Origin of the sequence: Bacillus sp. RC51 (assembly GCF_044908115.1) — a bacterium.
Lineage (GTDB): Bacteria > Bacillota > Bacilli > Bacillales > Bacillaceae_G > Bacillus_A > Bacillus_A mycoides.
This window is the reverse complement of sequence record NZ_JBIYCW010000003.1, coordinates 256,989-281,487: the sequence shown is the minus strand read 5'-3', so window position 1 is coordinate 281,487 and position 24,499 is coordinate 256,989. Positions and strand designations below refer to the sequence as shown.

27 protein-coding genes, 1 pseudogene and 1 other annotated feature are annotated in these 24,499 nt (G+C 36.2%); of the genes and pseudogenes, 8 read left to right on the top strand and 20 right to left on the bottom strand.

Features of this window, described 5'->3' with window-relative positions:
* Positions 1-26: 26 nt before the first annotated feature.
* Positions 27-1,199 (bottom strand): acetyl-CoA C-acetyltransferase, encoded by a 1,173-nt coding sequence (locus ABH959_RS09815; protein WP_404492524.1) that lies wholly within the window; start codon positions 1,197-1,199, stop codon positions 27-29.
* Positions 1,200-1,220: 21 nt separating this feature from the next.
* A complete protein-coding gene (locus tag ABH959_RS09810; protein ID WP_404492523.1) occupies positions 1,221-3,602 on the bottom strand; it encodes a 3-hydroxyacyl-CoA dehydrogenase/enoyl-CoA hydratase family protein in 2,382 nt (793 codons plus the stop codon).
* A 237-nt stretch (positions 3,603-3,839) separates the two neighbouring features.
* On the opposite strand from ABH959_RS09810, the gene ABH959_RS09805 reads away from it, so the two are divergent.
* A complete protein-coding gene (locus ABH959_RS09805; RefSeq protein ID WP_085312722.1) occupies positions 3,840-3,986 on the top strand; it encodes a YuzL family protein in 147 nt (48 codons plus the stop codon).
* 97 nt (positions 3,987-4,083) lie between these two features.
* Positions 4,084-4,923, top strand: a complete 840-nt coding sequence (locus ABH959_RS09800) for a D-alanyl-D-alanine carboxypeptidase family protein (protein WP_113938396.1) — start codon at positions 4,084-4,086, stop codon at positions 4,921-4,923.
* A 22-nt stretch (positions 4,924-4,945) separates the two neighbouring features.
* Here the strand turns inward: ABH959_RS09800 and ABH959_RS09795 are convergent, their stop codons facing one another.
* From ABH959_RS09795 to ABH959_RS09765, 7 genes and pseudogenes are all read right to left on the bottom strand, one after another.
* Positions 4,946-5,863, bottom strand: coding sequence for a proline dehydrogenase family protein (locus tag ABH959_RS09795; RefSeq protein WP_002067989.1), 918 nt, complete (start codon positions 5,861-5,863; stop codon positions 4,946-4,948).
* Positions 5,864-6,173: 310 nt separating this feature from the next.
* Complete coding sequence (locus ABH959_RS09790) at positions 6,174-6,419, bottom strand: YusU family protein (protein ID WP_001290599.1); 246 nt, start codon at positions 6,417-6,419, stop codon at positions 6,174-6,176.
* 47 nt (positions 6,420-6,466) lie between these two features.
* The gene (locus ABH959_RS09785) at positions 6,467-6,769 is read right to left on the bottom strand and encodes an MTH1187 family thiamine-binding protein (RefSeq protein WP_001018862.1); all 303 of its coding nucleotides are present in this window, start codon (positions 6,767-6,769) and stop codon (positions 6,467-6,469) included.
* A gap of 77 nt (positions 6,770-6,846) precedes the next feature.
* Positions 6,847-7,671, bottom strand: a complete 825-nt coding sequence (locus ABH959_RS09780) for a methyl-accepting chemotaxis protein (RefSeq protein ID WP_404492549.1) — start codon at positions 7,669-7,671, stop codon at positions 6,847-6,849.
* Between the two features lie 123 nt (positions 7,672-7,794).
* Positions 7,795-8,790: pseudogene (locus ABH959_RS09775) on the bottom strand (cache domain-containing protein); the annotation flags it as partial.
* 215 nt (positions 8,791-9,005) lie between these two features.
* The gene (locus ABH959_RS09770) at positions 9,006-10,136 is read right to left on the bottom strand and encodes an RNA-guided endonuclease InsQ/TnpB family protein (protein ID WP_404492522.1); all 1,131 of its coding nucleotides are present in this window, start codon (positions 10,134-10,136) and stop codon (positions 9,006-9,008) included.
* Positions 10,136-10,264 carry a hypothetical protein gene (locus ABH959_RS09765; protein ID WP_257475345.1) on the bottom strand — a complete coding sequence of 43 codons (129 nt, stop codon included), beginning with the start codon at positions 10,262-10,264 and terminating at the stop codon, positions 10,136-10,138. The genes ABH959_RS09770 and ABH959_RS09765 overlap by 1 nt, the downstream gene beginning before the upstream one ends.
* A 685-nt stretch (positions 10,265-10,949) precedes the next feature.
* Here ABH959_RS09765 and ABH959_RS09760 point away from each other — a divergent pair.
* Complete coding sequence (locus tag ABH959_RS09760) at positions 10,950-11,708, top strand: TrmB family transcriptional regulator (RefSeq protein WP_404492521.1); 759 nt, start codon at positions 10,950-10,952, stop codon at positions 11,706-11,708.
* 179 nt (positions 11,709-11,887) lie between these two features.
* On the opposite strand, the gene ABH959_RS09755 is transcribed toward ABH959_RS09760, so the two are convergent.
* From ABH959_RS09755 to ABH959_RS09745, 3 genes are all read right to left on the bottom strand, one after another.
* The gene (locus ABH959_RS09755; RefSeq protein WP_404441942.1) at positions 11,888-12,055 is read right to left on the bottom strand and encodes a hypothetical protein; all 168 of its coding nucleotides are present in this window, start codon (positions 12,053-12,055) and stop codon (positions 11,888-11,890) included.
* 80 nt (positions 12,056-12,135) lie between these two features.
* Entirely contained in the window at positions 12,136-13,320 is a 1,185-nt protein-coding gene (locus ABH959_RS09750) for an MFS transporter (RefSeq protein WP_404492520.1), read from the bottom strand.
* Positions 13,321-13,431: 111 nt separating this feature from the next.
* Positions 13,432-14,745: an APC family permease gene (locus ABH959_RS09745; protein WP_404492519.1), complete on the bottom strand. Its 1,314-nt coding sequence runs from the start codon at positions 14,743-14,745 to the stop codon at positions 13,432-13,434.
* Between the two features lie 65 nt (positions 14,746-14,810).
* Positions 14,811-15,047, bottom strand: a binding site (T-box leader).
* Positions 15,048-15,212: 165 nt separating this feature from the next.
* Between ABH959_RS09745 and ABH959_RS09740 the strand changes: the two genes are divergently transcribed.
* Positions 15,213-15,440, top strand: coding sequence for a hypothetical protein (locus ABH959_RS09740; protein WP_219301023.1), 228 nt, complete (start codon positions 15,213-15,215; stop codon positions 15,438-15,440).
* 86 nt (positions 15,441-15,526) lie between these two features.
* Here ABH959_RS09740 and ABH959_RS09735 read toward each other — a convergent pair whose 3' ends face one another.
* The 3 genes from ABH959_RS09735 to ABH959_RS09725 form a co-directional block, all read right to left on the bottom strand.
* Positions 15,527-16,492, bottom strand: coding sequence for a hypothetical protein (locus tag ABH959_RS09735; RefSeq protein ID WP_219374967.1), 966 nt, complete (start codon positions 16,490-16,492; stop codon positions 15,527-15,529).
* 129 nt (positions 16,493-16,621) lie between these two features.
* Positions 16,622-17,404, bottom strand: coding sequence for a membrane protein insertase YidC (gene yidC, locus ABH959_RS09730; RefSeq protein ID WP_002015966.1), 783 nt, complete (start codon positions 17,402-17,404; stop codon positions 16,622-16,624).
* Between the two features lie 28 nt (positions 17,405-17,432).
* Positions 17,433-17,717 carry a hypothetical protein gene (locus tag ABH959_RS09725; RefSeq protein ID WP_002015967.1) on the bottom strand — a complete coding sequence of 95 codons (285 nt, stop codon included), beginning with the start codon at positions 17,715-17,717 and terminating at the stop codon, positions 17,433-17,435.
* 275 nt (positions 17,718-17,992) lie between these two features.
* Here ABH959_RS09725 and ABH959_RS09720 point away from each other — a divergent pair, with 275 nt between their 5' ends.
* Together ABH959_RS09720 and ABH959_RS09715 are read left to right on the top strand one after the other, a co-directional pair.
* Positions 17,993-18,886 (top strand): YitT family protein, encoded by an 894-nt coding sequence (locus ABH959_RS09720; protein ID WP_000530031.1) that lies wholly within the window; start codon positions 17,993-17,995, stop codon positions 18,884-18,886.
* Positions 18,887-19,226: 340 nt separating this feature from the next.
* Positions 19,227-19,613, top strand: a complete 387-nt coding sequence (locus ABH959_RS09715) for a DUF3938 domain-containing protein (protein ID WP_113938609.1) — start codon at positions 19,227-19,229, stop codon at positions 19,611-19,613.
* A 225-nt stretch (positions 19,614-19,838) separates the two neighbouring features.
* Here the strand turns inward: ABH959_RS09715 and ABH959_RS09710 are convergent, their stop codons facing one another.
* From ABH959_RS09710 to ABH959_RS09690, 5 genes are all read right to left on the bottom strand, one after another.
* The gene (locus ABH959_RS09710) at positions 19,839-19,979 is read right to left on the bottom strand and encodes a DUF3985 family protein (RefSeq protein ID WP_000404757.1); all 141 of its coding nucleotides are present in this window, start codon (positions 19,977-19,979) and stop codon (positions 19,839-19,841) included.
* Between the two features lie 85 nt (positions 19,980-20,064).
* Positions 20,065-21,117 (bottom strand): zinc metalloprotease, encoded by a 1,053-nt coding sequence (locus ABH959_RS09705; protein ID WP_002139250.1) that lies wholly within the window; start codon positions 21,115-21,117, stop codon positions 20,065-20,067.
* 42 nt (positions 21,118-21,159) lie between these two features.
* A complete protein-coding gene (locus tag ABH959_RS09700) occupies positions 21,160-21,867 on the bottom strand; it encodes a DUF3169 family protein (protein WP_043314342.1) in 708 nt (235 codons plus the stop codon).
* Positions 21,857-22,102: a helix-turn-helix transcriptional regulator gene (locus ABH959_RS09695; RefSeq protein WP_002067963.1), complete on the bottom strand. Its 246-nt coding sequence runs from the start codon at positions 22,100-22,102 to the stop codon at positions 21,857-21,859. Before ABH959_RS09695 ends, ABH959_RS09700 begins: the two co-directional genes overlap by 11 nt.
* A 275-nt stretch (positions 22,103-22,377) precedes the next feature.
* On the bottom strand, positions 22,378-22,992 hold the full coding sequence (locus ABH959_RS09690) for a DedA family protein (RefSeq protein WP_002143668.1): 615 nt from the start codon (positions 22,990-22,992) through the stop codon (positions 22,378-22,380).
* 414 nt (positions 22,993-23,406) lie between these two features.
* Between ABH959_RS09690 and ABH959_RS09685 the strand changes: the two genes are divergently transcribed.
* Both ABH959_RS09685 and ABH959_RS09680 read left to right on the top strand, forming a co-directional pair.
* Complete coding sequence (locus ABH959_RS09685) at positions 23,407-23,850, top strand: DUF3978 family protein (protein ID WP_002034632.1); 444 nt, start codon at positions 23,407-23,409, stop codon at positions 23,848-23,850.
* Positions 23,851-23,880: 30 nt separating this feature from the next.
* Positions 23,881-24,342 (top strand): L,D-transpeptidase, encoded by a 462-nt coding sequence (locus ABH959_RS09680; protein WP_002015973.1) that lies wholly within the window; start codon positions 23,881-23,883, stop codon positions 24,340-24,342.
* Positions 24,343-24,499 lie beyond the last annotated feature (157 nt).

Here is a 24,499-nt window from a genome sequence, read left to right as displayed (position 1 = left end):
TTTAGAACGAGCCGCTTCCACTTTTTTTATAGTAATTCAAACACTCCCGCTGCTCCCATTCCGCCGCCGATACACATTGTTACGATACCGAATTGTTGGTTGCGGCGTTTCATTTCGTGAATAAGAGATAGTGTTAGTTTTGCACCTGTACAGCCAAGTGGATGTCCAAGTGCGATTGCACCGCCGTTTACGTTTACTTTTTCTTCATCTAAACCAAGTTCACGAATAACTTGGATAGATTGAGAAGCGAATGCTTCATTTAGTTCAAATAGACCGATATCAGATAGCTCTAAACCAGCTAGTTTTAATGCTTTCGGAATTGCAGCGATTGGACCGATTCCCATTACTTCTGGTGGTACTCCAGCTACTGCGAATGAACGGAATTTTGCAAGTGGCTTCATGCCATCGCTCACTGCTTTTTCACGATCCATTAATAGTACAGTTGCTGCACCGTCACTCATTTGTGAAGAGTTACCAGCCGTTACAGAACCGCGAACGTTAAATGCTGGACGTAATTTACCTAAAATGTCTAGCGTTGTCTCTGCTCTTACACCTTCGTCTTGTGCGAAAATGATTGTTTCTTCTTGCAGTTTGTTGTTTGATCCAACCGAGCGTAACGTCACATCTACAGATACTGTTTCATCCGCAAAGTTCCCTGCAGCTAATGCTTTCGCAGCACGTTGATGACTTCTTACTGCAAATGCATCTTGTTCTTCACGAGAAATTCCATATTTCACAGCAACTTGCTCTGCTGTATGTCCCATACCCATATAATATTCTGGAGCAGCTTCTACAAGGCGACTGTTCGGACGAACAACGTGCCCCATCATTGGAACTAAACTCATTGATTCCGCTCCGCCTGATAATACAGCTTCAGAGTGACCAAGCATAATGCGCTCTGCTCCGTAAGCGATACTTTGTAAACCTGAAGAACAGTAACGGTTAATTGTAATAGCTGGAACATCGTAAGAAAGTCCTGCTAATCCGCCGATATTACGAGCCATATTTAAACCTTGCTCTGCTTCTGGCATCGCACAACCGAAAATTAAATCATCGATTGGTCCTTCATAATTCGCACGCTTTAACGTTTCTTTTACTACTAACGCCCCTAGATCGTCAGGACGAACTGTTTTTAATGAACCCCTCTTTGCTTTTCCAATTGGTGTTCTTGCTCCCGCAACAATGACAGCTTCTCTCATGAACGATATCTCCCCTCGTTATTAGTTACGTAATGGTTTTCCTTTTACAAGCATGTGCTGCATTCTTGCTTGTGATTTCATCTCACTTACTAAGCTAATAAATGCTTCACGCTCTACATCTAATAAATACTGCTCATCAACTTCTGTTCCGTACGGTACTTTTCCGCCCGCAATGACATATGCCAGTTTCTTCGCAATGTGCAGATCATGTTCAGAAATGTAACCTGATAAATGCATTGCCTCTGCACCAAGTACAAGCGCTGCATATCCTGACTCACCAACAACTGGTATCTTTTTGCGGATAGGTGCTTTATAACCTGCTTCATATAAAGAAAGTGCTTTTTGTTTCGCATCATATAGTAAGTGATCACCATTCACACTAATACCGTCTTTATCGCCTAAGAAGTTGTTCGATACAGCTTCTTGTGCTGATGTAGAAACTTTCGCCATCGCTACAGATTCGAATACTTTATTCGCAACTTTTTGTAAGTCGAATTCTACACCGTTTGCCATTTTATTTAAGTGTTTAATGTATAACTCTTTGTTACCGCCTCCGCCAGGGATTAAGCCAACACCTACTTCTACTAAGCCCATATAAGTCTCACTAGAAGCTTGAATGCTCGCAGCTGGTAAGCAAACTTCTGTACCGCCGCCAAGCGTCATACCATATGGCGCCGCTACAACTGGCTTAGAAGAGTACTTAATTTTCGTCATTGCATCTTGGAAGTTTTTCACAACCCACTCAATTTCAAAGTAGTTGTCGTCTTGTGCTTCCATTAAGATCATTGCAAGGTTCGCACCAACGCAGAAGTTCTTCGATTGGTTTCCGATAACGAGACCTTTATAATTTTTCTCTACTTCATCAACAGCGTAGTTAATCATTTGCGTAATATCCATACCGATTGCATTGCTCTTCGAATGGAATTCTAAGCAAAGGATACCATCGCCTAAATCAATTAAGCTCGCTCCGCTATTTTTCTTTAACACACCGTTTTTCTCTTTTAACTGCTTAAGAGAAATTGCTTTTTTGTTACGTTCGATTAGCTTATATTCACCATTGTCGTAATAGTAGCTATCGCCGTTATCATGTTTATAGAAAGTAGTGAAACCTTTCTCTACCATTTCTTTCACCCAAGTAGGAACAACTGCGCCGTTTTCTTCCATCTTTTGAACAGACTTTTCAACGCCGATTGCATCCCAAATTTCGAATGGTCCTTGCTCCCATCCAAAGCCCCATTTCATCGCTTGGTCAATTGCAACGATATCATCAGCAATTTCTTTATGAAGCTTTGCAGAGTATAAAAGAGTTGGTGTGATAATGTTCCATAACAACTCTCCTGCGCGATCTTTCGCGTATACAAGCGCTTTCAATTTATTCGCTAATCCTTTTTCTTGCTTACTTAACTCTACGGACGCAGCTTTTAATTTTTTACGCGCTCCATATTCCATCGTTTCAGGGTTTAATTCTAAAATTTCTTTTCCTTGTTTTAAGAAGAAGCCTTGACCTGTTTTGCTTCCAAGCCATTTTTTATCAAGCATGTCATGCATAAAAGCAGGTACTTTAAATACGTCGCGCTCTTCTTCTTGTACATTTTCATATACGTTATTTGCAACGTGTACGAATGTATCTAAACCAACAACATCTAATGTACGGAACGTTGCGCTCTTCGGACGACCAATTAATGGACCTGTTACAGAGTCAACTTCTCCAATGCTATAGCCACGCTTAATCATTTCTTGAAGCGTTACAAGCAATCCATACGTACCGATGCGGTTTCCAATAAAGTTTGGTGTGTCTTTTGCGATAACAACGCCTTTTCCAAGAACGTCTTCGCCAAATAGTTTCATGAAGCTTAATACTTGTGGATCAGTTTCTTTCGTCGGTATTACCTCTAGAAGTTTTAAATATCGTGGTGGGTTAAAAAAGTGTGTTCCTAAGAAGTGTTTCTGGAAGTCGTCTGAACGACCCTCTGCCATTTTTTCAACGGAAATGCCTGATGTATTTGAGCTCACAATTGAGCCTGGTTTACGAACAGCATCTACTTTTTCAAATAGTTTCTTCTTTATATCTAAGTTTTCAACTACTACTTCAATAATCCAATCTACATCAGCTAGACGCTCAAGATCATCTTCTAAGTTACCTGCTTCAATCAGTGCTAAATTTCCTTTCACTGTCAGAGGAGCTGGTTTTTGCTTTAATAGTTTTTGCACAGCCGTATTACTAAAACGATTTCTCACACTTTTATGTTCTAATGTAAGTCCCTTCGCCTCTTCTTCTTTCGTAAGCGCAGGTGGTACAATATCAAGCAATAATGTCGGAATACCAATATTAGCTAAGTGTGCCGCAATCCCTGAACCCATTACGCCTGAACCTAGAACAGCAGCCTTTTTAATTTGGAACATCCATTTCTCCCCCTATTCTTGAATGAATGCTCATTCAATTTTTCGACATAAGTCGCAATCAATGAGTGAGCCTCTACTAATAAATATATGATACAGTTTGAATTTTCGCAATATATTTATTGATAAAATTTTCTGAAATAAATATATTTCTTTCATTTGGCTATGCTATACATGTGTATTTTCTTCATTAAAATGCACTTTTCCTTTTTATAATCTGACGAAACAGGAGGAATATATATGGCAAAACTTAAGAAGAACCCTTCAAAAGCTGGAATTAGCGCAGCAAGTGTAACTGGAAATGCAGGTCCGCATAATCACGGTGTTGAAAAAGGGCGTCAAAGTAATAACCAACAATTTAAGAAGCATAATATGGGCGAAAAATAACGCTATATTTTTGGGCAGAGAACGTGGCATAATGATTAATGGCTGCTTTTTCTGCCCAATTTATTTGTACATATGGAAAACAAAAGAGGGAACGACGATGAAACGAACAATAATTATGATTGTAATGATCGCCACACTATTTACAGGGATGATTTTCTTTTCTTACGCTCACAGACAACAAGCTGTAAAAGTAGATCAGCCTAACATTACTGGGCAATACGGGATTACAATCGATGCAGACACAGGTGAAATCTTGTATGGAAAACGGGAAGATGAACGCTCTTATCCCGCTAGTATAGGGAAAATGATGACTACCTTACTCTTACTAGAGAATGTAAAAGAAGATGAAGAAATTACGGTTACAGAGAATGCGATTAAAACAGAAAGTCAAAGTGCAAAGATTAAGCTTAGCGCGGGTGAAAAGTTAAAACGTGACGAGGCATTAAAACTTATGCTTATTATTAGTGCAGACCCAATCGCTGAGTCAATCGCTGAACATATTGCGGGATCAAAAGAAAAGTTTGTGAAAATGATGAATGTTAGAGCGAAGGAACTCGGTACAAAGCATGCGACTTTCAAAAACGCAAGTGGTGCTGATGCACTTGGAAATAAAGTATCACCTTATGATATTGCTATTATTACGAAAGAAGCATTAAAGTACCCGGTTGTTTTAGAATATATGAATTCAACACGTACAACTCTACATACTTCCGAACGCTCTCCAAAAATCGCAAACTATGGACGAGAAGAACTATATGACGATCCATATGCGATTGGAAGTAAAAGCGGTTTATCAGCACTCGGAAAATACACAGTCGTAACAGTTGATGAAAAAGACGGTAAACGCGTCATTAACGTCGTGTTATCTTCTACTCGTACGCAGCTATATCCTGATACGAAGAAAATGGCGCACTACGCATTTCAGCAATTAAAATAACCAAGGAGTATTTTCTCCTTGGTTATTTTTTGATCATACCTTTTAATACGAACGCAACGTTTGCTGGACGTTCTGCTAGACGGCGCATGAAATAGCCATACCAGTCGTTTCCATAAGGCACGTAAACGCGCATTTTGTAACCTTCTTTTACTAGCTCAAGTTGACGCTCTGTACGAATACCAAATAACATTTGGAATTCAAATTGATCCCTTGGAATGTTGTGTTCTTCCGCAAGTTTTTTCGTATATTCAATAATCGCTTCGTCATGTGAAGCAATTGCAGTGTAATTTCCATTTAATAAGTGCATTTTAATAATTTTTTTATAATTGTCATCTACATCTTTCTTTTCCGGGAACGCTACTTCTTCAGATTCTTTATAGGCCCCTTTTACAAGACGTAAATTAGGATTATAAGCGTTTAAATCTTCAATATCTTTTTCTGTACGATATAAGTAAGCTTGAATAACAGTACCAATATTATCGTATTCAGATTTCAATTGTTTAAAGATATCAATTGTTTTTCCGCAGCGCGTATAGTCTTCCATATCAATTGTAATAAACACACCATTTTCTTTTGCAGCTTCTAAAATACGGCGCATATTGTTCATTACGATTTCGTCAGAGATATCTAATCCCATAGAAGTCATCTTTAAAGAAAGCTGTGAATTAAGACCTTCTCTTCCAATTGCACGAATCGCTTCAATCGATTCGCTGGCCATTTCATTTGCTTCCGCTTCATTATCAACGAATTCACCTAAATAATCGATTGTTACACAAAGACCTTGCTTATTTAATGCTTTAATTGCAGCTGTCGCCAATTCAATCGTTTCCCCTGCGACGAAGCGACCTGCACCAAAGCGTAAACCGTACTTTTTAGCCAGTTTTGTTAGCGCTTTATTTTTAGATAAGAAAAGAAACGAATTTCGCATTAATTGTTCCATGTAATTCACCCCTATGACTATAATTTATCTGTTTTTTACCCCTCTTCGAAATTATATCATTGTTTAAAATTATTTGATACAAATAATTATTTAGATAATTTATAAAATACTATCAAAACATTTAAAACCCTATATCCTCGTTTATAAATATGAAGAAAATATTTTTCGACATTCAGAAAAAACGGGTTTACTAGGGAAAAAATGAGCATGCCGAAAATATTCGACATGCTCACAAAACCATTTATATTTCATGTAAATTATATAAGGATATTAATAACAAAAACTTGAGGTAACATTATCTCAAACCTTCTTACTTCTCATTTCGCTTCTCATCATTCAGCTTTTTAATATTCGTAATTAACTGTACCATCTCTTCTTTTGCATCTGGATACGTCTCATTCCAATGTTTCACTAAAGCTGGCATCGTCTTAGCCATATAAGAATAAAGTGCCCATTTCTGTACCTGCTCTTTTCGCTCTTCGTTGCTCTCTCCAAGTAATAATTCCGTGTATTTCTCTAGCAAACCGTCAAATTGCTCGTTAAACTTTTCACTCATCTTATTTCCTCCTATATGAAAAAAGCAGCGAAGATCGCTGCTTTTTCTTATAATTTTGATCGAACAGAGTTTAATTTCTTCTCCATCGTGCTTACTTTATCACGACGATCATCGATACGAATTGTTGTTGCAACACGCTGTGCACCTTTCGTATATGGAACTTCATGCATTTGTTGAATTACTTCTAAAATGACAGGAAGATCGCCTTCAATTACTGTATTCATCGGTGTTAATTGATACTTCACACGATCAGCATTTTTCTCTAGTACCTTTTGTACTTCTGCTACATATTCACTAACACTTGGATTACCTGTTCCTACTGGAATAATCGATACATCAACAATTGCCATAATAATCTTCCTCCTATAACTACTTTATATATATCCATTGTCTATTTTACCGAAATCCTCATCATTTTACTAATACATTACTCTTCTACTTTAAACTGCTCAATCAATCTTTCTAAGTCTCTCATATTCTCTGTCAAACTTCCCATCGTGTGAGCAACTTTCTCTAGATGATTAACCTGTGACTCAGTCGCTGCATTTACCTCTTCAGAAACAGCTGCACTTTCTTGACTCGTACCAGCGATTGTTTGCATAACATCTGTAATTTCTTCTTGCTCGTGACCTATATTCTGCACTTCTGCTACAATCTTCTCTACTGAAGCACTAATTGTACTTACGACTGACATGATTGTGCGGAATTCTGTCTCCGCCTCTGTCGTAACTTTATTTTGTATATCAGCAATATCTTTCAACTTACTTACAACTTCTACAACTCGCTTTACTTCTAATTGTACATCACCAATCATCGTTGCAATCTCTCCGGTTGCCTCTTTTGATTGTTCAGCTAAATTTCGAACCTCTTCAGCAACAACCGCAAATCCCTTACCTTGTTCACCTGCACGTGCTGCTTCAATCGAAGCATTTAAAGCAAGTAAATTTGTTTGATCCGAAATACCTTTTATAAGCTCTACAACATTTTGAATCGATCCAACTCTTTGCTCTAACTTACCAGACGCTTCCTCTGTATGAACAATGATAGAAGATGATTGTCCTCTCGTACGAACTAAATTCCGCATCGTATTGAGCCCATGTTTAGATGCTTCCTCTGCTTTGCCGGTCACTCCCTTTATTTCACCAACGGAACTATTCATCTGTTCCATCGACTGTGCCATATTTTCAAGTTGTGCTGAAACTTCATCTACACTATTAGCAAGAGTAGACGCGCCTCCGCTCACATCATCCATTGCACCTGAAACTTCTCTACTAGCTGCTACAGTTTCATTCGTTAAATAATGCAGATTGTGAGTCGATTTCTGTACTGTCGATACACTATTTTTAATTTTACTTACCATTTCATTCATTTGCTCAACCATATGATTAAAGTGAATCGTAAGCGTACCAACCTCATCTTTACTTGTCACCTTCATTTGCAACGTTAAATCACCTTCCGCTACTTTTTGAACGTGATTTGTTAATAGTTGTAATGGTCTTGCTAATCTTCTTGAGAATAAATATGAAGCTAATATTCCAATTAATAAACTTATACATGCCATTATAATAACTGTATTTCTTGTTTCTACGAGTAAGTTATCAATTGACTCTTTCGGATATACAATCCCAATTTTCCATTTCATCTTATCAAACAATTGACTATAGGCTACTACATCTTTTCCACCTAATGTCGCCGCCGCAAATTTCGTTTCATCTTTATTTAAACTTTTAACAAGTGGTTCTTTCGAAACATCTTTTCCTACTTTCTCCGGGTACACAATGGCAATATTTTTATCATTTATAACAAACATTTCTCCGCCATTATTATATTGAATATTATGGAGTAGCTTTTGAATCGTTCCTAGCGATACATCCATTGCTACAACACCTAACACAGAACCATCTTGTCCGACAATGGCTTTTGAAACTCCAATACTTAACTTACCCGTCGCGATTTCATATTGTGGTTCTCCCCAAATAGTCGATTCTGTAGCTGCTTCTGACGCTTTATACCAAGGGCGACTCGTCGGATCATATCCTTCTGGAACTGTCCCACCATCTGCAAGATTTGCACTCAACGTTTTTTTATCTTTCGTCCCAATGTAGACATCTAAAATATCAGGATGATTCTTTTTAAACCTTGAAAATTCCTTTAAAATAAAACTCTCCTCTTCTGGAGTAACCCCATCTTGTAGCATGTTTTGAATATCATCATGAGATCCATAATGACCCATATCTTCTTCAATTCGCTGCATAAATGCAGTTAACTGCTCTGTCACAAGATCCATCGTATTTTCAGAATACTGGTCTAAGGAGTGCGTTTCTTTCTCTTTTTGCAATTGATACACAGCTGTACCTAATATTACAAACATCATAGAAATAAGTACCGAAAATACTACTGCAATTTTTAAACGTAAACTTCTCAACATATTCCCTCAAGCATCCCGATACGATAAACTTAACTAAATCTATACAATTCAATCAAATTTACACAAGTTAGTGCTTCATCGTGTTCTCGCAACCCCGAAGGGACGAGGGGTATAACACTCCACACGAGGCAGTATCGTTACCTCCTATTATCAAGCATTTATTTTACCCATCTTGATAAATTTATCGAAGCATTTACATCCCTATCGTGATGGCTATTGCATGAAGCACAACGCCACTCACGTATTTTTAAACTCCACTGTCCTTCTGGTTGAACTGAATGGTCGTATTTCACTCCGCAACATGAGCAAATCTTGCTTGAGGCGAACCATTTATCAGCTTTTACATACGCAATGCCGTACTTCTCGCACTTGTATGACAAACATTGAAAGAAGAAGTTTAATTTTTGAAATGAAAATGCTTTCGATAGTTTTTTGTTTTTTAACAGGTTTGAGATAGATAAGTCTTCCACAACAATCCTCATTGGCTTGGTTTTCACCAATTTTGCTGTTGCTTGATGGATATGGTTATTTCGGATATTCGTAATTTTCCTAGATAACCTCAGGTGTTCAGCTTTCGCTTTTTCATATCCGGTAGATTGAATTTTCACACCTTTTTTAAATCTCCTAGACATATCTCTTTGCGCTGACTTTTTCCTTTTCAAAAGTTTTTTAACCTTGGCGTCTTTGTTTATATTTCGTTCTTTCATACCATTAGAAGCTACAAAAAGCTCTTTTAAACCAACATCCACACCAATCGACTCATTCGTTAGTTCTTGTGATTCAAAGTCTTCTTGAAACCCTACACTAATCCACCAGTGACGACCATCAAATGTAACTCTTGGATTGGATGGTTTTTTATTTCTTGGTAGTTGTTGGCTTGTTTTTACTTCTCCAATAGACTGAATATCAACTACTTTCTTTCCTATAATCAGTCTTTCATAATTGGCATAAAATCCTTGAATTAAATCTTTTTTAGATTTATAAGAAGTGTGATAACCATTTTTGTACTTTTTGAACGAATGTTTCCTCGCCGTATCAAAATCTTTTGAAGCCTGTTTGGGAACTTGTGCGTTGATGTCATGTAACCACTCATATCTCTTTCGCTTCTTGATCTTTGTAAATCGTTTCTGTAAAGCTAACTGTGAAACAGATTTTCCAAATAGCTTATAGTATCTATCACTCATTCTTTTACAATAGTTATAAGCGAATCTTGCAGCACCAGCATGGTTTCTAAGCACTTTTTCTTGTTCAGGCGTTGGAATCAGTCTGACTTTCTTCGCTAATATCATCAGAATTTAACTTCTTTAATGAAAGATTTGTTCTTCTGAATAGTAGCGTGTTCCACCAGCATTCTCCTGAGACTACCAGGATACAAACCTGTTAATTCCGATACTTGACTAACTCGTGAAAATTTCATTATTATTCTCACCTCATTGAACCAAACGTAGCACGTACGTTCGATAAATTCAATAAAGTTTGATAGATTCAATAAAATTTATCTTGTTCAACTAAGGGCGCAATTCCTTAGCCAGTTCTTTTATGAACTTCTCATGTTTTCACATGAGCGCAGACTATATGTTTATCTACTTAGAGATAGAGGATTTTTCCACCACCATAGGCTTGTGATGTACTCTCGTCAGTTATACGAGATAGTCGTTGAACGTTCATCTTATCCATTTTGACTTAGATGATTCGAGGCGGAAGACCCATTGTTCTAGTGTTTAGGTTTTAACCTTGCACGATCTGATTGATTTTTTCTGCTTTCGCAACATTCACGCTCACCATTTCTAGCCACGTTGTAGTTCAATCAGCTTTAGGGATTGCCCGCAGTTAACCCTCACTACTAGCCAATCACTTGACTAGCAGGGCTTACTGATATATTTAATTAACTTTAGTTATAATTGGTTAAATAAATCGTAACAGTTAATTACCCTTCTCGTTGTATTGTAATCATATTAATCACTATATTAAGTATAATGGATAAAGTTTAAAAATTGAAATTAATTCTCATCTCAATTTGAGTAGAAACCTACTACCACTTGTGTAAAAACAAATAGTTCATTATCCTTAAACTATATAATCTCATTCGTTCGGAGGGAACTATGCTACAAAAATTCGGTTTCTCACAATATGAAAGCCAAGCTTATGAAGTTGTCGTATCAAGCAATGACCCATTAGATGCAACAACTATCGTTAAACATTCAGGTGTTCCAAAAGCAAAAATATACGAAGTGTTAGCACGACTCATTGATAAAGGGATGGTAATGGATTCTGTTTCTGAAAAGAAAAAATTGTATACAGCATTACCACTCAAGCTAGCAATTGAAAAGTTAACGACAGAATTCCAATCTAATATTAAAGAACTTGAAAATAATATTTCTAAAAAATCATTTACAGATGACCGCGTTTGGAGTTTAAAAATGCAGTCTTCTATTAAAGTACAAAGTAGGCAACTTGTAGAAGATGCAAAAGAATCCATACGCATCTCCGCATGGAACGATACCCTTTTAGAATATCTTCCTTTACTAGAACAAAAAGCAAAACAAGGCGTCCAAGTCGAGTCCCTCATAGTTGGAAAAATGGAAACTGACTTAGAAAACATGCATTTTTTAATCCCAGCTCAAGAACCTAACGCATTAGAGCGTTATTTACTACTCATCGTTGACGATCGTGAAATTTTATTTGCTGGTGTAGAGCAAGAATCATGGCAAGCGATGAAAACAATGTCACAACCTTTCGTGAAGTTCTTTACGGAGTTCTTCTATCATGACGTTGCACTTGCGAAGATTACAGAGAAGCACCATGACCTCTTTATGCAGGATGAAGAAATTAAGGAATTGTTGATGAAGTTGAGGTATTAACAAATCCCAAAATCGATTCTACCATTTGAATAGATAATATAATTTTTCATACAAAAAAAGCTGTACCAAACGGAGTTTACATACTCATTTGGTACAGCTCTTTTTTACGCTTTCGCTAATTTAATTTTATGTAGTTGGTTTTTCGGATGGTTTTGATTTGTAAATACAGAACGTTCATTTTACGATTTTTTTTGCTCCTTTATCTCCCTCAAAAGCTCAATAATCTTCTCATTTTGCTCTACTTGTTTCTCAGAATTTTGATAGATGAAACGAATCCATCTAAATACAAAAACAATCACAAATAACGGAAGTACTGTGAATATAAAACCAATAATTGAATAATCCATATACTATCACCTCGCTATATACTTCCTTCTCCATGTCTCTACTAACCCCTGCATTTTTTACACACAAAAAAAAGAACCTATCAAACGATAGATTCTTCTTTCCTAAGCTGATTCGAGCGTCCTCTCGTAATAGAGAAAATCGCACAAAGCAGTGCCAATATAATGAAAACGCCGCCTACCCAAGCGTTATATATAACAGATGATTTCTCAATAACAACTCCGCCTACTGTTGAACCGAGCGCAATTCCTAAATGAAGTGCAGAGTTATTTAAACCTTGCTGAATACCAGCTGATTCTGGCGCAATTTCAATTAAATAGTTTTGCTGTGCTGGCGAAATTGCCCAGCTCAGCATACTCCAAAGACCCATCATAATAATGAAGAGCGGGAATGAGAATGTCATCATCGGCAACATAAAGATTGCACATGCAAATACGATAATGATGGAAATAATACTTTTCTTCGATCCCCATTTATCAGCAAGCCAGCCGCCAAGGCCACCTCCAAGTACCGCTGCAATTCCGAAAATGAAGTAAAACACACTAATCCAATTTGCTTCAACATGCATCACATCTTTTAAAAACGGTGTTAAATATGCGTATAGCGTTAAATGTCCTGTTAAAAATAAAAATGATGTTAACTGTGCACTTACAATTTTTTTATCCTTTAACGTAGCAATTTGTTCTCTTATTGATAATACCGATGCCGGGGGTACTTTCGTTAAGAATAATGAAATACAAGCAATCGCCATAACCGTCAATATTGAAATTAATACAAATGGTGCACGCCATCCATATGCATTTCCGAGCACAAGACCTAGCGGTACTCCAAGTACGAGTGATCCACTAATACCCATGAAAATGATTCCAATTGCACGCGCACGGAAATGCGGCTCTACTACACTAGAAGCAAGTGTTACCGATAGTGCAATAATAAGCGATCCACTCGCTGCACAAATTACCCTCGAGAACATTAACATCTCGTAATTCACACTAAATGCCGAAATGATATTTCCAATTAAGAAAATTGATAATGCCACAACATACAATTTTTTTCTTTCAAACTTGCCTGTTAATGCTAATAAAACCGGCCCTGATAGAGCGAATACTACTGAAAATATTGTAATAAGCTGACCAGCTGCACTAATCGACACACCTAAATCATTAGCAACTAAATCAAGCGTTCCTCCTATAATTAGCTCAACCGTTCCGACTACGAAAGCTGCAATAGCTAAAATATATACACGAAAATTCAAGCCTTTCCCCACACTTTCTCTTTTGGTTACTACCATTATAGTAACCAAAAGAGAAAGTGGACGCAAGTACAAATTTTTTTACAACAAAAAAAACAGGCGTATAATACGCCTGCCCTTCAATCATTAAACTCCAGTTTCTTTCTTCTTATTTAAGTACCAATACACCGGAAGTCCAGTAAATACAATTCCAATTGATAAGAAGCAGCTTACCGGATCGTTAATAATTGCACTTCCAAGTACAAACAACGATCCTAAAATCGCAACGATTGGTACAATCGGGAATAACGGTACACTGTATGCACGCTCTTTATTCTTGTTACGTTTTCTTAAGATGAAGACACCTATAAATGTCATTACATAGAAAATATAAATAATGAATACGGAAATCTCGGATAGCTTATTCGGATCACTAATAATCATTAAAATAATTCCTAATATGATTTCAACAGTAATCGCATTCGCTGGTGTTTTAAATCTCGAATTTTCTTTTGCAATAAACTTAGAAAACGGAAGGTGTCCACGCTCTGCCATCGACATCGGAATACGTGGGAATGTTAAAATCTTTCCATTTAAACAACCGAAAATAGAAATGATAATACCGATACTAATAATTTTCCCGCCATATTCTCCAAGTAACATTCCCGCAGCTGTCGCCGTTGCGTTTTCTCCAAGGGCTACGATTTCCGCTGCTGGTAATACATTTAGTAACGCTAAGTTAATTAATACGTAAGCAGCTGTTACAATTAAAATCCCAACTGTCATTGCCTTCGGTAATAACTTTGTTGGATTCTTCATTTCTCCGCCAATAGAAGCAAGCAAAATCCAGCCATCATAGGCAAATAAAGTTGCTAAAATTGCCATCCCGATACTTTGATTTTCTGATATCGGTACAACTACGTTGAAGATATCACTATTCCCTTTCCAAAACCCTAGCACAACAATTAATATAATTGGAATCATCTTCCCAACTGTCGTAACCGTTTGGACGATGCCCCCATATTTTGTTCCCAAACTATTTATAACGCCTAGGAACACAACTGTTCCAATTGCGATTGGTAAATTCCAGACTTTATCTAAATAGAAAAAATTGATCATTAAAGAACTAAAATACAAACCTAACGTTCCAATAATAGCTGGTCCATAAACAATTGTTTGCATCCAGCCAGATAAATACCCCCAAAAACTTCCGTAAATCTCCTCTAAATACGTATACAACCCACCATTTTTCGGAATTTGCGCTCCAATTTCGGCTACTGTTAAACCACTTGCTAACGTCAACAGACCACCAATTACCCAAGCAAGAATAGCCATATTAGAACTCCCTGAGTAATCTAATACGCTCCCTGGTTTCATAAACACACCAGACCCAATAATAGTTCCTACTACGATAGAGAGTGCTACTGTTAAACCAATTTTGTTTTTCTCATCATGATGCATGCTGCGTATCCTCCTTCCAATTCTAGTGTGATGCAAAAATGAAATAAAAAAACACTCCTCCCTAAAAAAGGGACGAGTGTTGTATTCGTGGTTCCACCCTTGTTTCAATTAGTAAAGTGACACACTTCACCAATTTCTCAAGTCTAAATAACGGTTTTTGCCGGCATGCAATTACTAGATATCCGTTCACTGCTGCAGTTCAGAGGTGGTAATCGATTTTCCCGTATTAGGAAGCTCACAGCCAAAGGCCTCCCTCTCTGATAATCGTAAAAAACTGATCATATCCTCATCATCACTTCTTGATGTCGAATTTTGTAGTTGTTTCCCATTATATTGAATTGTTAGAAAAAATCAATATATTTTTTATATAACATAAGAAATATTTCTCTTCTTATATTATAACAGAAGTTACCATTTTTCTCTAATTCCCTAAAAATGGTATAATCCATGTAGGAAGTGTACTAATAATGATTGCTATTTTTTGTATCATCGCTACGGTTCTTTCTTTTATATTCGCTATCATGTATCGATATAAGTATCCTGGTTATAGCATTTTAGCGGTAGCTATTATACCAGCTGCTTCCTTCTACGTATTAGGTAAATACCAATATACTGAAGTGTTTATCGGTTTTGCAATCTTCTACTGCATCTTTGGATACATACTAACAATGAAAAGAATTTTATTGAATCATTAAAAGGGACCGATTTCTGCTTACAGAAATCGGTCCTCGCATGCATCATATCCCTCGGTTGCCCACACGAAAGATACGACATAGTTCAATTATTTATCTTCATTTTTCATAAAAAATTTATGATTTGGAAGATCCACATTTAAATCTGCTAATTGTTTCTTTTCCTTTTCTAGAATCGCTTTCGCTTTTTCTTTTGTCGCCTCATCTAAGTTTGCAAAGATGTCTTCATGCTTCCCTTTCTCTGGAAGATTCACACCTAGTTTTGTCAATTCTTCTTTCGCTTGCTCGCGAGTTAATTTCCCTGACTTTTCTTGCTCAAAAATGGACTTCGCTTTTTCTTTTGTCGCCTCATCTAGATTCGCGAACATATCACCGTGCTTCCCTTTCTCTGGGAATTTCACACCTAGTTCTTTCAACTTCGCTTTCGCTTGCTCACGAGTTAGTGTTCCAGACTTTTCTTGCTTCAAAATTGCTTCCGCCTTTTCTTTTGTCGCCTCATCTAAATTCGCAAATATGTCACCATGCTTCCCTTTCTCTGGAAGCGTTACGCCTAATTCTTTCAATTTCTCTTTCACTTGCTCATGCGTTAATGCTCCGGACTTCCCTTGCTCAAAAATGGACTTCGCTTTTTCTTTTGTCGCCTCATCTAAATTCGCGAATATATCTTTGTGCTTACCTTTCTCTGGGAATTTCACGCCTAGCTTTGTTAATTCCTCATTTGCTTGTTCGCGAGTTAATTTCCCGGATTTTTCTTGCTCTAGAATCGACTTTGCTTTTTCTTTCGCCTGATCATCTAGTCCTGCAAACATTTCCTTGTGCTTACCCTTCTCTGGGAATTTCACACCTAATCCCTCTAACTGTTTCTTTGTATCATCCATAATCGTTTTTACTTTTTGTTTTGTTGCTTCATCTAAATTCTTCTTCGCAGTTCCTTTTGTAACTTGCTCAGCTGCTGGAGTATTAGTTGCCGCAAACGCTGGTATACCAGCTCCTCCTATAATTCCAAATGATAAAGCACCTGCAATTGCTAAATATCCAACTGTTTTCTTCTTCATAGGAAATTTCCTCCTTCATATTTCTAAAGCATGTACACTTTCGTATACAATGCCAATAATAATGTTGGTTTCTTAAAATTTCCTTAACGATTTAAATAAAAAACACCGCTCATCACGAGCGGTGTTTTTCTAAGCTTTTTGTAATTGTAATTCTTCACGTTCCATTACTTTTCTTAATACAATTGTTTGTGTCATTGTAAATAAGTTACCTGTAATCCAATACAGCACCAGTCCTGATGGCGCCGCAAATCCCATAAATAGAATCATTGCAGGCATCATAATTTGCTGTATTTTCAGCATTTGAACTTGTTCTCCAGGCGTTACATTTGATTGGAACACCTTCATTTGAATAAATGTTGTTAACGCTGCGATAATCGGTAATATATGATATGGATCTGCATGTCCTAGGTTCACCCATAAAAATGAAGATGTACGAATCTCTTCAGTTCGGCTAATCGCATAATACAAAGCAGAGAAAATCGGCATTTGTATAAAGATTGGCCAGCACCCAGCTAACGGATTCCAACCGCCTGATTTCATTAGTTCTGACATTTCTTTTTGATACTGCTTTTGTTTTTCAAGATCTTTACCCACATCACCGTATTTCTGTTTCAGCTTCTGTAATTCAGGTTGCATTTTTTTCATTTTCGCTTGGCTACGATATTGTGAAACAGCTAATGGAATCATTGCTGAACGAATAACGAGCGTCATGATAATGATGGCAATCCCGAAGCTAGCACCAGGTATATGATGAGCAACAAATTGAATCATAAATGAGATTGGATATACGAAATAATGGTTCCAAATTCCCGTACTATGTGAATCAATTGTACCTGCATTACTGCAGCCAGATAAAACAAAAACAAGTAATAATGATAAACTAATGAGCCTAGCTCGGTATGATTTTAACATGTTCATTCCTCCAATGTTTCGTAATTAATTAGCGAAACATTGGTGTATACGGACCTACCTCGTCACTCTCTCCACTCGATTCTTGTCTGCGGACAGAACGAATCATTCCATATTTATAAAAAATAGAAAATAGCGGTACATTTCTTGTACCCTCTTCACACGTATCTACTAGTTTAAAAGCTCTCTGTCTACCGCTCGATGCTTGCTGACGCACAAAGCGAGAAACGTTAGCAAGAAAAAAGACTTCTAATACACAAAGCGCTGTCGTTACAAACGATATATATAGAATTGCATCCTGCAATAAAAATTCCATCGCTTCACATCCTTAATAAAGTCATTTTAGCATATTCAGCAAACATTCTCTATTTCCTTTTGTTCTCAAAAGTTTTTTTTGCATATTTTCTCAAAAAATTATGCTAGAAAACCAATGTATTCGCTTTCTTTAGTATATTCACACGTATCTTTGAATAGGTTTAATTTGTTAGAAATTTATAAAATTTTTGCATTATAATAAAACTATTGCCAGTTTTTGAAAAAAGCTTTATTCTCTTCTTGTAATCAAAAATGAATATGGAGATGAAACATACTATGGGTCAACTAGGAGACGCCGATTACGTTCCCGACACCGCCTTTTTATCCTTCCCAGCAGCTAAAACATTTCATTTAGAATTTATCATACAGTTAGTTGTTATTTTTATAGCTTCTATTTTGTATGCAATTTCTATGAATATGTTTTTTATCCCGCATAATATGATTAGCGGTGGGTTCGCTGGTGTAGGGATGATTATCGGTTATTTAATGCACTACAATATCGGAGCACTTATCTTTTTACTAAACATTCCGCTTCTTATTTTAAGTCACTTTTACTTAGGAAAGAAGACAACCTTTTTAACGGCATACTTTGTGGCTGTATCATCTTTAGCGATGAACATTATCCCAGTACACCAAGTTTCAGATGATATTTTGCTGTCTTCTGTATTCGGTGGTGTCATCTGCGGTGCTGCCTCAGGAATCATATTCCGATTTGCTTCTTCAACAGGTGGTTTTGATGTTGTTGGATTGATTGTAGCGAAACATCGCGATGTTTCAATTGGAGCAATCATCTTTGGATTCAACTTAATCTTACTTGTTGCAGCAGGATTTATTTTCGGATGGGATATTACGCTTTATACGTTAATTAGTCGGTTTGTAGTCAGCAAAGTAATTGATGCCGTGCATACAAAACATATTAAATTAACGATAATGACAATTACAGAAAAAGGTGAGGAAATAAAAAGCTCACTATTACATCACGGCATACGTGGCGTAACAATGGTAGATGCTGTCGGCGGCTATACAAACCATAAGAAAAAAATGATTTACACTGTCGTAACTCGCTACGAGTTGGGCGAAATGAAACGTATTATCCGCCAAGTGGATAATAAAGCATTTATGAACATTACTGAAACAGTTGAAATTGTCGGCCGTTTCAAACGTATATAAAAAAGCGCAAGGAACTACAATTCCTTGCGCTTTTTATTTTTTACACTTATTACAAAATCAGATAATTCTATTATTGTATCACTAAATGTGTTATAATAAAACTAGACTAACAAAAAAGAGTATATAGACTTGGAAGTTTCTCTTATTTTTATAAGCAAAAAGAAACGAGCAGTCGGGTATATTTCAGACACCATACACGTAACGGTTTAAAAAAACCGATCATCTTAGTTATTCTTCACTGATCTTTTTATAAAAGATACGTACAACTAAAATTCACTTCAATATACTATACCTACCTTTTTGACTTCCAAATCATCTTATTACATAAGGAGATGAACATATGAATCAATATATACGATACACACTAGCTGTCCTATTTGCCATCGTCGGCGGCGTGATCTGTTTCTGGACAAACACAGAGCTTGGAGAGAATATCATTTTTAATGGAATCGAAACCCTTGTAAGCGCTTCAATTTTAGGCGGATACATTTTCTTCCTCTTCAATCCAGAAGAAAATGCTCAAAAAACAATGTTATTAACAATGATCGGAATCGTTGGTGGATGTATTTCCTACTCAATGACAAACTATACATTACCAATTCAATTAAGCTCAGCTTTCTTCCACGGTCTATGGACTTGGTTTATCGCATTCTGCCTAGCAGACGTATTCAACCTATTACAAGACCACGAAGAAGAAAATGGTCAACAAATTGAAAGTAACTCTTAAGCTGGAAGATACTCTTCCAGCTTTTTTGTTGCCTGTTCTTTCCTGTTCATACCCCATCCCCAAAATAAAAAGAAGTTACCTCCACGGCAACTTCTTTCCCATATACCCCACTTAGTATTCAATTAAATATATCAACGATTTTTAAAATATATCGATCGTTTCTCCACTTATATCAGCGATTTTTTCATTATATCGACGGTTCGACACTCAAAACGCACAACATGCCTATCCCCCAAGTAACTTACTGCCGAACTCAACGATTAAAAAGATAATTAATAGGATCGCGAGTATCTTTAATGCTACATACGCCACTTTAAAAACAGCATAAATGAGCAAGACTATCAAAATAATCGATAAAATTTCCATATGTATCTCCTCCTATCTCTTTTATTCTACCTGTACTTCGTTTTTTATGAAATCGAATAAGATGACATATAAAAAAGAGGATACCTCACCCATCGTAAGATACCCTCGCCTGTAGCTGCTCAAACCATTCTCTCTCTACTTGTAAATATCCCATTCCACTCTTCTCAGCACTCTCCAATTCTTTATCAGCTTTCTTCATATAAATGCGGGAAGCTTCCATATCGTCCTCTAAATATTTAATAATTCCTTGTGTACGGTAATATCCATTTAAATCCATTTTGGTAATGGCCTTTGCATGTTCCTTTGCTTCTTGCAGAGAAAGGCTATCCATCTGATAAAGAGCTTTATATAAAAGATACCAACTATGAAAACTACCAACGAAAAATTTATTTTCCTTCGTTACAGATAGCTGAACAATTTGTTCTATATACGGTATCGCTCTTTCCATTCCCTTTTGATCAGCTCGGGCATAAAAGACGAGCATAAGTCCGCTCATTATCTCTCTTATACTTTTATCCTCTTTTAATTTTTCCTCACTAAGTTCTACTAATCTCTCATCCCAATCTTTCGGTCTTTTATAACTAAATAACTCACTCGATATTTGAATCGTATATAAATGCTGCTTAGCTTTTTCATCATCTTTAATTAAAATGAGAAATTGCATGCCATCACTCAGAAGCGTTCCTTTTATCGGCACAATTGTAACCGCAAAGATTGCAAAATGGAAAAAGGAAAAATATAAAAGATATTGATAATAACTTACCATGTATATGTAACCTGAAGTAATACCGAATAGTAAACTTGTAATCGGTCCACCTAAAGTGAGCCATGCCCATTTTTCTGAAAGATTCGGTGTCTCTATAGAGGGTGGTACTAGTGTTGCAACGCCTCCAAAGTATGCCCATAATTTATTTTCTCGAATGCGTAATTTCCCCTTTTCTTTTTGAATAGTAATGGGTCCTACTGTCATAAATTTAAATGTCAAACCACCTATTACACCAAATGCTACATGTCCTAACTCATGAATGGCTAACACTAACAATGAAATTCCAACTATTGCCCATAGGTTCAAAATTACTTCTAATTTCCCAGTTCGGATTACTCCGTATAAAATGGACAAAACTAGCGCCGCCGTCATGGAACCAGCTGGCCTTCTTAAAATATCCACCTTTTTCTCCCCTTAATAAATCATTTTTCTCTGCATTTCGTACATGAATTTTCCGAGATGCAATATCCAAATAAATGAGATTAAGCCAATTAATACAAAATCGATATCACTAGCCGCTGTATATATAACGGCAGCCCACCATACATATGCCAATATTGTATTCGTAAATTCATATGCTTTATATCCAGCCTCATGCACAATGTGCTTTAATCCTTCATCTGCGTTTTTCGTCCACATTTTCATAGATTCCATATATGTTACACCTTGTTCAGGATATAGCTTATTATAACGATTTTTTGTTATGAGCCCGATAACCACTACAATAGTTAAACAGACAATAGAAGCTACTAAATTCCACACTGCAAATGACACATTTGTATCCTGTAACAGTGCACGTCTACATGTAATAACTGCATATACAAACCATGCCTGCGTAACTATATCACCTACACGTAAATATATACTTATAATGCCTAATTTTCTGCCTTGTACGCTCTCTTCTTCATCGCGTGCCTTCGCTAACATACGTGTATTCTTCCAAGTGTAGTACATCATTAAGATTCCAAAAATAGTACATACACCTATAAATGTATTAGATGATAATTTTCTCGGTTCATTCGAGAGTAAATTTAAAGCTATATAAGATGTTAAAAAGCCACCCATCATACTTAATGCTATTTTCCCCACAAAATCAAATTGTTTTTTTCGTTTACTCTTCATCTTCATCGTCCTCTTCCCCCTCCACCAACATAAATATCTCCTCCACCGGCGCTCCAAAAATTTGTGCGATTTTTAGCGATAACACAATAGATGGTGCATAATCTCCGCGCTCAATTAAACTAATGGTTTGCCGTGATGAGCCAATCGCTTTCCCTAAATCCCCTTGTGATAAACGATGCTTTGCTCGAAATTCCCTCACTCGATTTTGAAGCTTCATGTCTTCCCTCTTTTTCATTTATTTAATTAAAATTGTAAATAATATCCTTATATTTGTCAATTATAATTGTCATTTTGACTTATATACATGTCAAAAATAAATCTATATTCTCCTAAATATATAACTTAGATAATAGATTTTAATAATCACATACAGAAAAAAATAGGAACGTATTATATACCAGCCACCGGTTACGGTATCGATGGAAAAATAAAAGCAAACTGGAAAATACAATAAAAAAGGCAGTGCTTTTGCACTGCCTTCCTAAAATCTGACATAGAATGGATTCCATATTAACTTGCGTTTTGTAAAAATACTCGTTTTAGTTGCTTGCGGAAACGAATGCTTAACGTAATTGCCACAATGACAATCGCTCCGAAAATGATTTTGCCGATATGATCTCCCAGTAATCCGAAAATATCATGTAAGTTACCACCTAACCAGTAGCCGCCAATTAAGAAGAACGATACCCAGAATAAAGCACCTGAATAAATTGTAATTGCAAAGCGGCGAAACGGTAAGTTAATGATACCTGCAAAGTATCCTGTAAAATGACGTACACCAGGAATGAAGAAGCCAATAAAGATAAGGAAATATCCATATTTATCGAACCACATTCTCGTTAAATCAATTTTTCTTTGTGTTAAAAATACGTACTTCCCGTATTTTTGAACAAAAGGCATACCAAGCTTATTACCTAAAAAGTATTGAATCGTCATTCCTACACTTGTCCCAATAAAGGATAGGATAATTAAAATAGGTAAACTTAGATCACCCTTCTGTGCTAAAAACCCCGCATATGCTAATGTTGGCTCTCCCGGAAACGGAAGTGCAATATATTCTAACAGCAGGCCTACAAGTACTACATAATACCCATATTGCTGAAATAATTCATGAACCCATTCCATGTCATCTCCCCTTTCATTCACGTACAACTTGTTACTATTATTGTATAAAAAAATTGTCGAAATAACTATCACAATAGCTTACATTTTTATTACATTTTTGTAAGGCTCATTCTAAAGTTTTTTGTTCTCTATTTACTTATATCTATTAGCATTTAAAAACAAGCTAACAACTATATATCACGCGAAGGAAATCCATTAATATACATTTTCTATCCAGTTTTTAACACTCGAAAACCACCTTATTTTGTTCTCTATAAAAAACCACCACAAACTCATATGAACTTCATATTAGCTTCATATACGTATTGTAAGATTATATCGGAATTTGTTGAAAAATTTAGCTAATATATGACTAAACATTAAACTGAATAAATATAAGTCGCTTTTCGAAATTGAAAAAAGGGTGAATAAGAAATGGAAGCTTATAAAATGCACGATTTTATTAATACGAATGTTGAATCTCATCAAAATGAAACCGTTTTTAATTTACAAATATGTGAAACAAATGAATTTGACGTAAGTTTAACAAAATCTACAACGCTGTCTTTTATCGTTTCAAAAAAGAACATTAAGATCGTCACGAGAAAATGGGTTAATTCAAATCAAGAAAGCATGATTGGCAAAAGCTACATCATTCCAACGAAAGCTTTTCACTATTTCTTACCGATTATTTCTGAAACTGAAGATGAACTAAATATTCGAGTTCAAAGTTTTGGACTACATGGTGAGCTTTTATTAAATGAAAGATTACTTATTGATAAAAACAACAAATGTAATACAAAGATTACTACCTTCTTTGAAACATTAGATGAAAATGTCAATCAAGCATTACGAGGATTACAAATTCATTGTATGTAAGACTACTACAATAAGTAAAAGGAGAATATAATGAAAAAACTATTATTAAGTGCGCTATTATCATTAGGATTTTTAACTCTTCCATTCACTACTGCAGAAGCAGCTACGACGAAAGATCAGCTTATCGTAAACACAAAAATAAATAAAATGGATTATTATCAAGATGGAAAATTCATAAAAAGTTTCACTGTCGCTACTGGAAAAGCAGCAACACCAACACCTAAGGGTACTTTTCAAATTGTAAATAAAATTAAAAACCGTCCTTACTATACAGGAAAAATTAAAGGCGGCGATCCACGTAATCCACTTGGGGACCGCTGGCTCGGATTAAATATGGCAGGAACTTATGGAACAACGTATGCGATTCATGGAACTAACAATAATCAAGCAATCGGGAAAGCAACAACACTTGGTTGTATTCGTATGTTTAACAATGATATTCACTGGTTATTTGAGCGCGTTCAGCAGCAAGCTACTGTCACTGTAAATTAGCCTAGGAACAAGATTTATGTGTAGCCAAGAATTTTATGTCTTGGCTTATTTTATTTATTCATTTACAGTAGCAAAACAACTGTATTTACATATATAATAAAAATAGATTGCATTCAACATCATCGTAACATTGATAAACATGGATATTAAAATTATA